The following is an 11,921-nucleotide window of genomic DNA, read 5'->3' on the forward strand; positions in this document are numbered from 1 at the left end:
CCATGGGAGACGACACAGTATGAGTTGGAGTGGTTTTCTTGCCGTCGGCATAGGCGGCGCCCTCGGATGCTGGATGCGCTGGATCCTCGGCATCCTGTTCAATCCCATTTTCCCCACCGTGCCGCTGGGCACCCTGGCGGCCAATCTCAGCGGCGGCCTGATGATGGGCTGCATGTTGGGCATCATCGAACACTTCCAGGCGCTGCCGCCGGAAGTTCGGCTATTCGTGATGACCGGCTTCCTGGGCGGCCTGACTACTTTCTCCACCTTTTCCGCCGAAGCGGACACCTTGCTGCTACGCGGGCAGCTGCTATGGTTTGGCGTACACGTCACGGTGCATTTGATCGGCAGCCTGACCATGACGATCCTGGGCATTTTTCTTACGCGCGGTCTGCTGCGCCATTGATACGGAGTCGGCAGCGTCATGAGCATCGATGTCTCATTTCGTAACTCCCCGGCCAACGGCATCTTCCTGCGCTTTTACACTCACGTGCACGCCAGGCACGATGGACTGTTGATGTCCGAGTGGCTGCTGGAACTGGCCAAGCGCAACAAGCTGGGTGGTGGCTCGGTGTTTCGCGCCACCGCGGGATTCGGCCGGCACGGTGTGCTGCATCACGAAGCCTTCTTCGAACTCGCCGACGACCTGCCGTTGAAGGTGGAATTCCTGCTCAGTGAAGCGAATGCGCAGACCTTGTTGCGTCTGGTGCGGGAGGCAGGCGTTGATCTGGTGTACGCGTGGTCGCCAGTACATTTCGGTGTCCTGGGTCAGGAAGGGGCAACATGAGTCAAGACTCCCTGCGCCAACGCGCCGCCGAACTGCTTGAACTGGCGGGCGTGCAGATCAACGGCCCCACGCCCACCGATCTGCACGTCCATAACGAACAACTCTACGCACGCGTATTTGCCCACGGCTCGCTAGGCCTGGGCGAAGCCTATATGGATGGCTGGTGGGACGCCGAGGATCTGCCCGGCATGTTCACCATGATCCTTCGCAGTCATCTGGATGAACACCTCAAGACGCTCGATACGCTGATCGTGCATCTGCGCGCGCGCTTCATCAACATGCAGCGCGGCCAGCATGCGTTCGAGATCGGCAAGGCGCATTACGACCGTGGCAATGATCTGTTCAAGGCCATGCTTGGCAAGTACATGATGTATTCCTGCGGCTATTGGGCAAACGCGAATAATCTGGACGAAGCACAGGAAGCCAAGCTCGACCTGATCTGCCGCAAGTTGCAGTTGAAGCCCGGCATGCGCGTGCTCGACATCGGTTGTGGCTGGGGCGAGGCGCTGAAGTTCGCGGCGGAGCGCTACGGTGTGGAAGGTGTCGGCGTTACCGTTTCCAACGAGCAGGCCGAGTTGGCGCGCGAGTTATGCCAGGGTCTACCGATCGAAATCCGCCTGCAGGATTACCGCGACGTCGACGAACCGTTCGATGCGATCATGTCGATCGGCATGTTCGAGCACGTGGGTGGCAGGAATTATCGCGAATACTTCGAAGTCTCACGCCGCTGCCTGAAAGACGACGGCCTGTTCCTCCTGCACTGCATCGGCACCCATCAGGCGCCGGGGCTGACCGATCCGTGGATCGAGAAATACATCTTTCCCAACTCCATGATTCCCGCTGCCAGTCAAGTGGCGACTACGCTGGAAGGCCTGTTCGTCGTGGAAGATTGGCATAATTTCGGCGCGGACTACGATCGCACGCTGAGCGCCTGGCGCGCGAATTTCGACGCGGCATGGTCTACGCTTTGCAACCACTACGATGAACGCTTCCGCCGCATGTGGCATTTCTACTTATCGGTATCCACCGCTGTTTTCCGCAGCCGGCGCGACCAGCTCTGGCAGCTCACCCTGAGTCCGTACGGCGTGCCCGGCGGCTATCGCGTTCCGCGCTGAGTTTTCCTATGACTCTTTATCGACGCCTGCTTGCGCTGTTCTCGCTACTACTCCTGCTATGCGGTAGTGCAGTCGCCCACCCTGCGCTATGGCACGCAAAAAGTGGCGATAGCACGGTGTATCTGTTTGGCACCGTGCACTTGCTACCGAACGACACGGATTGGCATTTTCCCGCGCTGGATCAAGCCCTCTCGAAAAGCCAGGTGCTCTACATCGAGCTGACCGACGACGATCAAGGCACCATGACTTCGCTGGTGCTGCACTATGGCATGGACACCGAGCACCCGCTCTCTTCGCTGCTGAGCGAAAGCGATAACGCCGCCCTGGCGAAAGCCGCACAGCTTGCCGGATTGCCCGGCGGCACCATCGCGTTGGAACCGATGAGACCCTGGCTGGCCGCCTTGACGTTGACGGTCGCGCCCTTGATGAAAGCCGGGCTTGATCCTGCTGCAGGCGTGGACAAGCAATTGCAGGCGCAGATGACACGTGCCGGCAAGCCGGTGCGTGGTTTGGAAACGGCAGAACAGCAGATTCGTTTCCTCGCCGATCTACCCGATGCATTGCAGATCGCTTTTCTGCGCGACACCTTGCGCGACGTCGAAAAAAACAAAGAAGAACTGCTATCCCTGGTCGATGCCTGGAAACGCGGCGATGTCGCCGCCATCGCCAAACTCGAGAACGACGAGTTGAAAACGCAAGAGCCCGCGCTTTACCAGAAGCTGCTCGTACAGCGGAATCAGAATTGGGCAGCCAAGATCAAGGACCTGCTGAGGCAGCCCGGCACGACCGTCTTCGTGGCGGTTGGCGCGGCGCATCTGGCCGGGCCGGATAGCGTGCAGGCGCAGTTGGCAAAGATCGGCGTTACCGCTCAGCAGGATTGAACGCTCCATGCCGCCTGTAGGTTGGGGTGCAAACCCCAACCTAGTCATGCCGATCAGGGCGATGAAGTCGGGGTTTGCACCCCAGCGGCGACTTAGAACGACGCCGTAATCGCCTTCGGCTGCAGCGGAAACCGCGGCATATGGATGGTGTACGAATCCATCTTGCCCAGATCCTTATAGTCCGCCGTCAGCAGCGCACCGTTGTAGCCCACGTCGATGCGATACACATGCCCTGCCTCGACGTTGTCGATCGTGACGTCCTGGCGGTTGAGCATGTGCGTATTGGACAGCGTGAGCTTGATCACCTGCTTGCCCGGCAGCACGCGCACCCAGGGTGTCTTGCCACCGTTGAACTTCTCCCAGGTAGCGACCTGGTTCACGCCGGTGATACCGCAGATGTATTGCGACGGTTGGCCACACACCACCAGGGCGGTATCCGCTTTTGGATGATCCTTGTCCTTGTAACCCAGCAACGGATGCCGACCCGCAAAATGCGCGCAGCCAGCCATGAACGTGCAGGCCATGACCGCGGCGGCGGTGCGTAGATAGTGCATGACTCACCCGGAGCGAATGGATCGGGCCATTTTAGCAGCCTGTCGGACTTGAGTGGTCAAGGCAGGCTGCTATCCCAAGCGCCTCGGCATCTGGCACCATTCCCAGGTTGTAGCACCCCGCCGCTCTCGGCGTTGCCCCCGGCAGTCCTATCTCCATGACCCTGCAAGCCAATTACGAACAGATCCCGCTCAAGGAATACGCCGAGCGGGCTTATCTCGATTATTCCATGTACGTGGTGCTGGACCGCGCCCTGCCCTACGTGGGCGACGGTCTCAAGCCCGTGCAGCGGCGCATCATCTACGCGATGAGCGAGCTAGGCCTCGCCGCCAGCGCCAAGCCGAAGAAATCCGCGCGCACCGTCGGTGACGTCATCGGTAAATTCCATCCGCACGGCGACAGCGCCTGTTACGAGGCGATGGTGTTGATGGCGCAGCCGTTCTCGTATCGCTATCCGCTGATCGACGGCCAGGGCAACTTCGGTTCGCCTGACGATCCGAAGAGCTTCGCGGCGATGCGTTACACCGAATCCAAGCTCAATCCGCTCGCCGAAGTGCTGCTGGCCGAACTCGGCCAGGGCACGGTGGATTGGGTGCCGAACTTCGACGGCACACTGGAAGAACCGAGCTGGCTGCCCGCGCGCCTGCCGCACGTACTGCTGAACGGTTCGATGGGTATCGCCGTGGGCATGGCCACGGATATTCCGCCGCACAACCTGCGCGAAATCGCCAGCGCGTGCATTCGTTTGCTGGATGATCCTGACGCCACCGTCGCCGATCTGTGCGAACACGTGCGCGGTCCGGACTACCCGACCAAGGCAGAAATCATCACGCCGCGCAACGAGCTGGTCCAGATGTATCAGACCGGCGTCGGCTCGATTCGGGCACGCGCCGTGTACACGCAAGAAGACGGCAACATCGTGATCACCGCGCTGCCGCACCAGGTCAGCCCGTCAAAGATTCTCGAGCAGATCGCAGCGCAAATGCGCGCGAAGAAGCTGCCGATGATCGAGGACCTGCGCGATGAATCCGATCACGAAAACCCGATCCGCCTGGTGATCGTGCCGCGCTCCAACCGCGTGGACGTGGACGAGGTGATGCAACACTTGTTCGCCACCACCGACCTGGAAAAGAGCTTCCGCGTCAATCTCAACATGATCGGCCTGGACCTCCGGCCGCAGGTGAAGAATCTCAAGCGCATCCTCTCCGAGTGGCTGACCTTCCGTGTCGACACGGTTACGCGCCGCCTCAATCATCGGCTTGCCAAAGTCGAGCGCCGCCTGCACTTGCTGGAAGGCTTGCGCATTGCCTACCTCAACCTGGATGAAGTGATCCGCATCATCCGCACCGAGGAAGAACCCAAGCCGGTGCTGATGGCGCGCTTCAAGCTCAGTGAAGAGCAGACCGACTACATTCTCGAAACCCGGTTGCGCCAGCTGGCACGCCTGGAAGAAATGAAGATCAACGCCGAGCGCGACCAGCTTGAGGAAGAACGCGCCAAGATCAACGTGCTCCTGAAATCCCCCGCCAAGCTCAAGGGTTTGATCAAGGAAGAACTGCGCGCCGACGCGGCCAAATACGGTGATGACCGCCGCTCGCCGCTGATCGAGCGCGAAGCCGCGCAGGCACTGGACGAAAGCGCATTGGTCGCGAGCGAGCCGGTCACTGTGGTGCTAAGCCAGAAGGGTTGGATTCGCGCTGCTAAAGGCCATGACGTCGATGCCGATGGCCTGTCGTATCGCGAAGGCGACAGCCTGCTCGCCACGGTGAAGGCGCGCACGACGCAGCAAATCGCAGTGATCGACTCCACCGGCCGCAGCTATTCCACGCCGGCACATACGCTGCCTTCCGCACGCGGCAACGGCGAGCCGCTCACCGGTCGCTTCACACCGCCAGCCGGCGCGCGTTTTGATGCAGTGGCCGCGGGCGACAACGACACGCGCCTGGTGCTTGCCACCGACTTCGGTTACGGCTTCGTCACCCGCTTCGAGGCGCTCACTGGCCGCAACAAGGCCGGCAAGCAGATCATCACGCTGGGGGATGGCGCGCGCGTGCTGGCGCCACAAGTGAGTGCCGATCCGGCACGTGACCGCATCGTGGTCGCTACCACGGATGGCCATCTGCTGATGTTCTCGGTGGCCGAACTGCCCGAACTCGACAAGGGCAAGGGCAACAAGCTGATCGAGATTCCAAAGACCAAACTCAGCAGCGGCGACGAACGCGTGGCTGGTATTGCCGTAGTCACCGAAGGCAAGGGTGAAATCACGCTATATGCAGGACAGCGCAAGCTCACCCTGCGCTGGGCCGATCTGGTCGAATACGGCGGCAATCGCGCCACACGTGGCAATGTGCTGCCGCGTGGCTTGCGCCGGGTGGAGCGGATCGAGACAACCGGTTAACGAACGTGATGCCATGGAGGTCACTCCACCGTGATGACCTCCATGGAGATTTCACGCTTGAACGGAACTCCATCCGCCCGCAAGTCGTCTTAAAGCCATGTGCACGGTCGGGAGCGGCTGTGCGTTATGTGCGTGAAGACCCCCGGAGCACCCTCATGAAACGCCGTGTCATTGCCGCCCTGACTATTGCTCTCTTGACTACCGCTGCATGGGCGCAGACGGGCAATCAGCCGCTGAACCTGAAGCTGCCCTCCGGCGGCTATCAGGGCTACCCGGCGTCGGGCTCCACCGCCGCGCAACCGGCCTCTTCCAGCACCTCCGCCAACAACAAAGGCGGAGTGACTGTGAACGGCCACCCTGCCGCCACCAGCCCCGCACCGGGTGTTTACTACGGCGATACCAGTGGCGTGCGCGGCAATCACGATGCCGCCGTGCCGGTCTGTGACGATTCCACCTACAACAAAGCGCAAGTGCACGGTTCGGTTGGCATGGGCGTGGTCAGCGGCAGCCATATCGGTACCGGCAGTTACCAGTCCGGCGCCGTCAGCGTGGTGCAAAACACCGGCAGTTGCGACCATCCGACGGGTTCGGTGGGCATTTCCATTGGTGTCAGCCGAATGGGTGGATTCAACGGGCATTGATAGCGCAGGCTGGGGGCGCCCGACCTGCGAAAGCACCTAGAAAGCCACTCCCCACACACTGCAGGACCGTCCCGCCCGTACGTCTGCAGCCGAGCCCCCTAGTGATTCAAAACGTCGAATTCCGCTTCGAAGGTGGCCGTTGTGGCGTGCTGCTGATTCATGGCCTTACCGGCACGCCCACCGAAATGCGCCTGGTAGGCAAAGGGCTGAGCCGTGCCGGTTTCAGTGTCTATGGCATGCAGCTGGCCGGCCATTGCGGCGACGTGCAAGACCTGCTCGCTACCGGGTGGAAAGACTGGTACGCCAGCGTGGAAGCTGCGGCAGAAACATTCAGGCACGAGGTGGATCATCTCTTCGTGGCAGGTCTGTCGATGGGTGCCATCCTCGCGCTGAAACTCGCCGCAGAGCGTCCGGAATGGGTACGCGGCGTGGGCGTGTACGGTGCTACCTTCCGCTACGACGGCTGGGCGATTCCGTGGTACGGCCGCCTCTCCTTCACGCTACCGTGGCTGCATCGCTTCGGTATCGGCAAGCATCGCATGGTGCACGAAAACGAACCCTACGGCCTGCGCGATGAGCGCCTGCGCGCGCAGATCAGCGGCTTGATGCTCGGTGGCGATAGCGCCGCAGCGGGCTTGCCCGGGAATCCGTGGCCGTCGCTGGCCGAGATGTACAACATGGCCGCAGTGGTCCGCGGCGAACTGCCGAAAGTAGCCGCGCCGTGTCTGATCGCGCACGCGACCGAAGACGATGTAGCCAGCCTGGAAAATGCCTATCTGGTCGCGCGCTCGGTGTCCGGTCCGGTGGAAATGCTGTTGCTGGAAGACAGCTATCACATGATCACCATCGATCGCGAACGCCGCGTGCTGATCGATCGCTCCGCCGACTTTTTCTCCAAGGTCGCCGCGAGCTGCACGCCCAGCGCGCTCGCCGCCGCCTGAGGCGAGGCTCCAACATGTCGCCGCTCATTGCCACGCTGTGGCTGGTCAACGTGACGCTGGATACCTGCGGCCAGCTTGCCTTCAAAGCCGCCGCCAGCGATGCCGGCGACGGCGCGGCACGCTGGCGCCACATGGCCAGCCGTCCCTGGTTGTGGCTGGGGCTTTCGGCGTATGCGCTGCACCTCGCGTCGTGGATTGCTTTCCTGTCTTTGGTGGATCTCTCCAAGGGCATGCTGCTGGCATCCATCAACATGGTGGCGATCATGCTTGGCGGCCGATTTCTTTTCCGGGAGACGTTCACGCCGCTGCGCGTCGCGGGCATCCTGTTGGTAAGCGCCGGCGTGGCGATCGTGGGAGCAGCCGGATGAGCACCACTGCACGTACCTGGCGCTTCTACCTGAGCGGCTTTGCCCTGCTGCTGGTGTTCGACACCCTGGTGCAAGTGAGTTTCAAATTAACCGGCACGCATGCGTTCCCGCCCGAAGCAAGCTGGGCGTGGGTGTGGCGCATCGTCGGGCATCCGTGGATCTACATCGCCCTGATTGGCTACGTCGGCAATTTCTTCACCTGGATGAGTCTGCTCAAACACGCGCCCATCGGGCCGGCCTTTGCCGCCTCGCATCTGGATGTGGTGAGCGTGATGTTGGCGTCTGCATGGTTGTTCCATGAGGCCCTGACGCCCATGCGACTCCTCGGTGCGGGTGTGATCATGCTAGGCATCGTGTGCCTGGCCTTTGCTGAAAGCGGCGAGCAAGCCGCGCACGATGCGCCTGCCAAGGCTGCCCTGGACGCCATGGCTAACGACTGAGCCATTGTCGTACTGCAAGGTTTAGCTATCTCACGCGACGATGCAGTTCACGCAAGCTATGCTGTTGCCTGGCTCAAGAAGTTACGTTCTGCTCATATGGACAACACGCAGCCTCTTCGTCAGGCTTGCACTCAGGGGATTACCGGGGATATTTCATGAGTAATGTGCAGCAAGAAGTTTTCGAGATCATCAGCAAGCAGGCAAAGGTCGGCATCGATACCATCAAATCCGAATCGACCTTGAAAGATCTCGGTGTGGCTTCGCTGGATGCTATCGAGGTGATCTTCGATATCGAGGAACACTTCAACATCAACCTTCCCAATGAGGAAGTCGACTTCGAAAGCGGCACCGTCGGCCATCTGATCGAGGCGGTGGAACGCCAGCTGGCACAGAAAACCGGTTGAGTACATGCGTCGTATCGTGATTACCGGCATGGGCGGCATCTGCGCGCTCGGCCACAATACTTCCGACATCTGGCAAGCCATGACCGAGGGCCGCAGCGGCATCGGTCCCGTGCATCACATCGACGCCAAATATCTGCGCAACAATGCGATTGCCGCGGAAATCAGCGATTTCGATCCGCTCGCGTACATCGATGAAGCGCGCGTACCATTCCTCGACCCGCTAAGCCAGTACGCGCTGGTGGCTGCCGGCGAAGCCATCCGTCAATCAGGTCTGGATTTCCGCGGCGAACGCACCACGCGCACGGCTATCGTGGTGGGTGTCGGCTCCGCCGGCGAGGAAACCCGCGAGGGGCTGTACCGGCAGCTCTACGCCGAACAGGCCAGTCGTTTCCATCCGCTTGGCATCGTGCGCATCATGAGCAACGCGCCGGCCAGCCATATCAGCATGGTGCACGGCATTACCGGCCCCACGTTTGTGGTGTCGAGCGCATGCGCATCTTCCAATCACGCGTTTGCGCAGGCCGCGATGATGATTCGCGCCGGGCTGGTGGACGCGGCGATCACGGGCGGTACGGAAGCCTGCATCACATTAGGCGTGTTGCGCGCCTGGGAAGCCATGCGCGTGCTGGCGCCCGATACGTGCCGGCCTTTCAGCGCCAATCGCCGCGGCATGGTGCTGGGTGAAGGCTCGGGCATGTTCGTGCTGGAAACACTGGAGAGTGCACAGGCACGCGGTGCGACCATCCTGGCGGAGCTGGCCGGTGTCGGCATGAGCGCCGACGCGGGCGATATCGCCGCGCCTTCCGACGTAGGTGCCGCTGCCGCCATGCGCATGGCATTGCAAGATGCCGGCATGCAACCCGACGACGTCGACTACATCAATGCGCATGGCACCGGTACCGTTGCCAACGATTGCACTGAAACGCGCGCCATCCATCAGGTATTCGGTGAGCATGCGCGTCGCCTGGCGGTCACTTCCACCAAGCCGATGCACGGCCATGCACTGGGTGCAGCAGGCGCGCTGGAAATGATCGCCGTGCTGGGCGCGCTGCGCGATGGTGTCGTGCCACCGACGCTCAATTACCTTGGCCCCGATCCGGCCTGCGATCTTGACTACGTGCCACATGAAGCACGCGCCATGAAAGTACGTGCGGCGCTGAGCAATTCGTTTGCGTTTGGCGGACTCAACGCAGTGGTAGCGCTGCGTCAGGCACCGTAGGTTGGGTTAGCGCAGCGTAACCCAACATATCCCCCACGAAGCGGTATTGTTGTTGGGTTACGCTGCGCTAACCCAACCTACGCGTGTGTCGAGCAGTCCTCAGATCAATGAGGAGCAGAGCTGACGCACGTGTTGCGTCACCTGCTGCACCCAATGCGGCGACAGGCCCATCGGTTCGCTGGAAAGAAGCATTTTTGAATAAAGCCGGATCAGCTGCCGCTTGTTCTTGGCGTCGTTCTTCTTCAACTGACGCGTCTTGGAATCGTCCATGATGCGATAGCCGCCCAAGAGATCCGGAATAAATTGGAATCGGGCCTGCCGAATCCAGTTCAACCGGATCCATAAATCCCAATCTTCCAGATAGTCAAAATTCTCGTCGAACGGATTGTCCAGCAACACGGACCGCCTCACCAGAGAGAAGTTGTCCATGAAGTTGTCCTGCAACAGCGGAATCGACTTCGGCAGCAGATTGGCTGCCACATCCACTTGCACGACATCCCGGTAAAACACACCCGCAGGCGCCCCATGGCCATCGATCAGGCTCATACCCAAGACGAATACATCCGTCTCGGGGTTGGCTACCGCCTCTTCATCCAAGCGGTCGAAAATGTTTTCGCCCACGATGTTGTCGGCATCCAGCAACAATACGTAGTCCCCTTGCGCATGCCGGATGCCCGTATTCTTCGCAGCTGACGAACCACGGTTCACGGTGTGCGTGAGCACATGGACTGCAAACCCTGATCCTCTCTGGAACGCAGCCAGAACCTTGCTCGTATCGTCCGTGGAAGCATCGTCCACGATCACGACTTCCAATACCGCCTCATGCCCCTTCACGGCTTTGGACACACTCTGAAGAGAGGCCGCCAGAAACGGTGACATGTTGTAGGTGGGGATGACGATGGAGTACTTCATCCGTTCGCCCTTAAAAACAGAATGGAGCGGTACATGTCCAGGCTGGTCTCAGCCTGATGAAGGCGATTGATGTGATGGATGTCGTTCAAGAACCTGAGCTTCATCCGCCCACCCACAAACAACCCCATGCATCCTAGGTAATGCATCAGCCTATGCGTATTTTTTACGTGGTTGATGAGTTGAAACCCGTGCTTGTTGGCGAGATCCAAAATGGCTTCGACTCGCGGATGATCCATGGCCATGTGCTCCAGCAACCAATCTGGCAGAGTGCCGCCCGGATTGAGAAACGTCGCCGTCTCCACATCGAATTGGTATCCCGCTCCTTCCGTAGGAAACGCCAGGATGAGGTAACGGCGCGCAATTCTGCGCATGGCCACAAAGAAATCTTCGCGCAGATCCACCGGCACGTGTTCCATCACGTCCATCGCGCAGACCACGTCAAAGGAGTCTTGCAGCGCAAAAGGGTGAACGCCGTTGATCGGCTTGAGATTGGGTACTTCAGGCTGGATGGGCATCAGGTCGATGCCGAAATACTCACCCGCAAAAACACTGCCAAGGCCCACGTTGCCGCAGCCGTAGTCGAGTATTCTGGAACGCGTCAGCTGGTTTTCCAGCAAGAAATCCAGCACGGGTTCATAGCGGTAGATCCAGTCGATAGAGGCTTGCTGCCCGCTAATAAGCGGGTTATCTGCGTCGTACTTCACCCGATCCTCCCTCACAGTCTGGTAAAGGCCCACGACTGCATGCGGCCGTCCTTGTACGGCATCACGCCATGAAACGGGCGCGGATCACGGTCGAATACCAGTGGCAGGAAATGGCGATCGCCCTCCCACATCGGCAGTTCCATGAGGCGGTCGATGTCGATCCACTCGAGCGTGCCTTCCGGGTTCTGCGTGTAAGGCTCGCCGCTGAAGCTGTCGATGACGAAGATGAAACCCAGCCAATCCTCGCCCTGCTTGCCAAAGCCGGGCCAGTTGAGGGTGCCGCGCAGATGCATCGACTCGCATTCGATACCGGCCTCTTCGTGGATCTCGCGGCGCATGCAGGCGGCGATGTCCTCACCAGGTTCCATCTTGCCGCCTAGGCCGTTGTATTTGCCCAGATGCTGATCGTCGGGCCGCGCGTTGCGGTGGATCATCAGGACCTTGCGCCGATCCGGCGAAAGCACGTAACCGAGCGTCGCGACGATGGGGGTGTAGGGCATAGCTATCCCTTCCGATCCAAAAGCTGAAGTTTACGCCCTGCCCTTGTGTAGGTGCTCTT

Annotated in this window: 15 protein-coding genes; 11 read left to right on the forward strand and 4 right to left on the reverse strand. The window is 60.5% G+C overall.

Annotation, left to right across the window (positions count from 1 at the left end; translation table 11 throughout):
* Positions 1 to 19 precede the first annotated feature (19 nt).
* From crcB to IEX75_RS02970, 4 genes are read left to right on the forward strand one after another with little or no spacing between them, the layout of a single operon-like run.
* Positions 20 to 406 (forward strand): fluoride efflux transporter CrcB, encoded by a 387-nt coding sequence (gene crcB / locus IEX75_RS02955; RefSeq protein ID WP_188792758.1) that lies wholly within the window; start codon positions 20 to 22, stop codon positions 404 to 406.
* 18 nt (positions 407 to 424) lie between these two features.
* The gene (locus IEX75_RS02960) at positions 425 to 787 is read left to right on the forward strand and encodes a DUF190 domain-containing protein (protein WP_188792759.1); all 363 of its coding nucleotides are present in this window, start codon (positions 425 to 427) and stop codon (positions 785 to 787) included.
* A complete protein-coding gene (cfa, locus tag IEX75_RS02965) occupies positions 784 to 1,902 on the forward strand; it encodes a cyclopropane fatty acyl phospholipid synthase (protein ID WP_188792760.1) in 1,119 nt (372 codons plus the stop codon). The genes IEX75_RS02960 and cfa overlap by 4 nt, the downstream gene beginning before the upstream one ends.
* A gap of 8 nt (positions 1,903 to 1,910) precedes the next feature.
* Positions 1,911 to 2,783 carry a TraB/GumN family protein gene (locus IEX75_RS02970; RefSeq protein WP_188792761.1) on the forward strand — a complete coding sequence of 291 codons (873 nt, stop codon included), beginning with the start codon at positions 1,911 to 1,913 and terminating at the stop codon, positions 2,781 to 2,783.
* Positions 2,784 to 2,875: 92 nt separating this feature from the next.
* On the opposite strand, the gene IEX75_RS02975 is transcribed toward IEX75_RS02970, so the two are convergent.
* Positions 2,876 to 3,337 (reverse strand): hypothetical protein, encoded by a 462-nt coding sequence (locus IEX75_RS02975; RefSeq protein ID WP_188792762.1) that lies wholly within the window; start codon positions 3,335 to 3,337, stop codon positions 2,876 to 2,878.
* A 155-nt stretch (positions 3,338 to 3,492) separates the two neighbouring features.
* Between IEX75_RS02975 and parC the strand changes: the two genes are divergently transcribed.
* The 7 genes from parC to IEX75_RS03010 all read left to right on the forward strand — a co-directional run bounded on the left by parC (position 3,493) and on the right by IEX75_RS03010 (position 9,746).
* The gene (gene parC, locus IEX75_RS02980) at positions 3,493 to 5,733 is read left to right on the forward strand and encodes a DNA topoisomerase IV subunit A (RefSeq protein ID WP_188792763.1); all 2,241 of its coding nucleotides are present in this window, start codon (positions 3,493 to 3,495) and stop codon (positions 5,731 to 5,733) included.
* Positions 5,734 to 5,888: 155 nt separating this feature from the next.
* Positions 5,889 to 6,374 (forward strand): hypothetical protein, encoded by a 486-nt coding sequence (locus IEX75_RS02985; protein WP_188792764.1) that lies wholly within the window; start codon positions 5,889 to 5,891, stop codon positions 6,372 to 6,374.
* 101 nt (positions 6,375 to 6,475) lie between these two features.
* Positions 6,476 to 7,315, forward strand: a complete 840-nt coding sequence (locus IEX75_RS02990; RefSeq protein ID WP_188792765.1) for an alpha/beta hydrolase — start codon at positions 6,476 to 6,478, stop codon at positions 7,313 to 7,315.
* A 14-nt stretch (positions 7,316 to 7,329) separates the two neighbouring features.
* Positions 7,330 to 7,683, forward strand: coding sequence for a hypothetical protein (locus IEX75_RS02995; protein ID WP_188792766.1), 354 nt, complete (start codon positions 7,330 to 7,332; stop codon positions 7,681 to 7,683).
* A complete protein-coding gene (locus tag IEX75_RS03000) occupies positions 7,680 to 8,123 on the forward strand; it encodes a DMT family transporter (protein WP_188792767.1) in 444 nt (147 codons plus the stop codon). The genes IEX75_RS02995 and IEX75_RS03000 overlap by 4 nt, the downstream gene beginning before the upstream one ends.
* 155 nt (positions 8,124 to 8,278) lie before the next feature.
* Positions 8,279 to 8,527: an acyl carrier protein gene (locus IEX75_RS03005; RefSeq protein WP_188792768.1), complete on the forward strand. Its 249-nt coding sequence runs from the start codon at positions 8,279 to 8,281 to the stop codon at positions 8,525 to 8,527.
* 4 nt (positions 8,528 to 8,531) lie between these two features.
* Positions 8,532 to 9,746 (forward strand): beta-ketoacyl-[acyl-carrier-protein] synthase family protein, encoded by a 1,215-nt coding sequence (locus tag IEX75_RS03010; RefSeq protein WP_188792769.1) that lies wholly within the window; start codon positions 8,532 to 8,534, stop codon positions 9,744 to 9,746.
* Positions 9,747 to 9,845: 99 nt separating this feature from the next.
* On the opposite strand, the gene IEX75_RS03015 is transcribed toward IEX75_RS03010, so the two are convergent.
* From IEX75_RS03015 to IEX75_RS03025, 3 genes are read right to left on the reverse strand one after another with little or no spacing between them, the layout of a single operon-like run.
* Entirely contained in the window at positions 9,846 to 10,658 is an 813-nt protein-coding gene (locus IEX75_RS03015) for a glycosyltransferase family 2 protein (protein ID WP_188792770.1), read from the reverse strand.
* Positions 10,655 to 11,395, reverse strand: coding sequence for a methyltransferase domain-containing protein (locus IEX75_RS03020; RefSeq protein WP_188792771.1), 741 nt, complete (start codon positions 11,393 to 11,395; stop codon positions 10,655 to 10,657). Before IEX75_RS03020 ends, IEX75_RS03015 begins: the two co-directional genes overlap by 4 nt.
* Positions 11,374 to 11,862 carry an NUDIX hydrolase gene (locus IEX75_RS03025; protein WP_188792772.1) on the reverse strand — a complete coding sequence of 163 codons (489 nt, stop codon included), beginning with the start codon at positions 11,860 to 11,862 and terminating at the stop codon, positions 11,374 to 11,376. Before IEX75_RS03025 ends, IEX75_RS03020 begins: the two co-directional genes overlap by 22 nt.
* Between the last annotated feature and the right edge of the window lie 59 nt (positions 11,863 to 11,921).

It is taken from the genome of Dyella nitratireducens, assembly GCF_014642835.1.
Lineage (GTDB): Bacteria > Pseudomonadota > Gammaproteobacteria > Xanthomonadales > Rhodanobacteraceae > Dyella_B > Dyella_B nitratireducens.

Coding starts and splice junctions, on each gene's coding strand:
- IEX75_RS03010 (WP_188792769.1), top strand. CDS start 8,532: ATGCGTCGTATCGTGATTACCGGCATGGGCGGCATCTGCGCGCTCGGC.
- IEX75_RS02975 (WP_188792762.1), bottom strand. CDS start 3,337: ATGCACTATCTACGCACCGCCGCCGCGGTCATGGCCTGCACGTTCATG.
- IEX75_RS03000 (WP_188792767.1), top strand. CDS start 7,680: ATGAGCACCACTGCACGTACCTGGCGCTTCTACCTGAGCGGCTTTGCC.
- crcB (WP_188792758.1), top strand. CDS start 20: ATGAGTTGGAGTGGTTTTCTTGCCGTCGGCATAGGCGGCGCCCTCGGA.
- parC (WP_188792763.1), top strand. CDS start 3,493: ATGACCCTGCAAGCCAATTACGAACAGATCCCGCTCAAGGAATACGCC.
- IEX75_RS03025 (WP_188792772.1), bottom strand. CDS start 11,862: ATGCCCTACACCCCCATCGTCGCGACGCTCGGTTACGTGCTTTCGCCG.
- IEX75_RS03005 (WP_188792768.1), top strand. CDS start 8,279: ATGAGTAATGTGCAGCAAGAAGTTTTCGAGATCATCAGCAAGCAGGCA.
- IEX75_RS02970 (WP_188792761.1), top strand. CDS start 1,911: ATGACTCTTTATCGACGCCTGCTTGCGCTGTTCTCGCTACTACTCCTG.
- IEX75_RS02985 (WP_188792764.1), top strand. CDS start 5,889: ATGAAACGCCGTGTCATTGCCGCCCTGACTATTGCTCTCTTGACTACC.
- cfa (WP_188792760.1), top strand. CDS start 784: ATGAGTCAAGACTCCCTGCGCCAACGCGCCGCCGAACTGCTTGAACTG.
- IEX75_RS02960 (WP_188792759.1), top strand. CDS start 425: ATGAGCATCGATGTCTCATTTCGTAACTCCCCGGCCAACGGCATCTTC.
- IEX75_RS03015 (WP_188792770.1), bottom strand. CDS start 10,658: ATGAAGTACTCCATCGTCATCCCCACCTACAACATGTCACCGTTTCTG.
- IEX75_RS02995 (WP_188792766.1), top strand. CDS start 7,330: ATGTCGCCGCTCATTGCCACGCTGTGGCTGGTCAACGTGACGCTGGAT.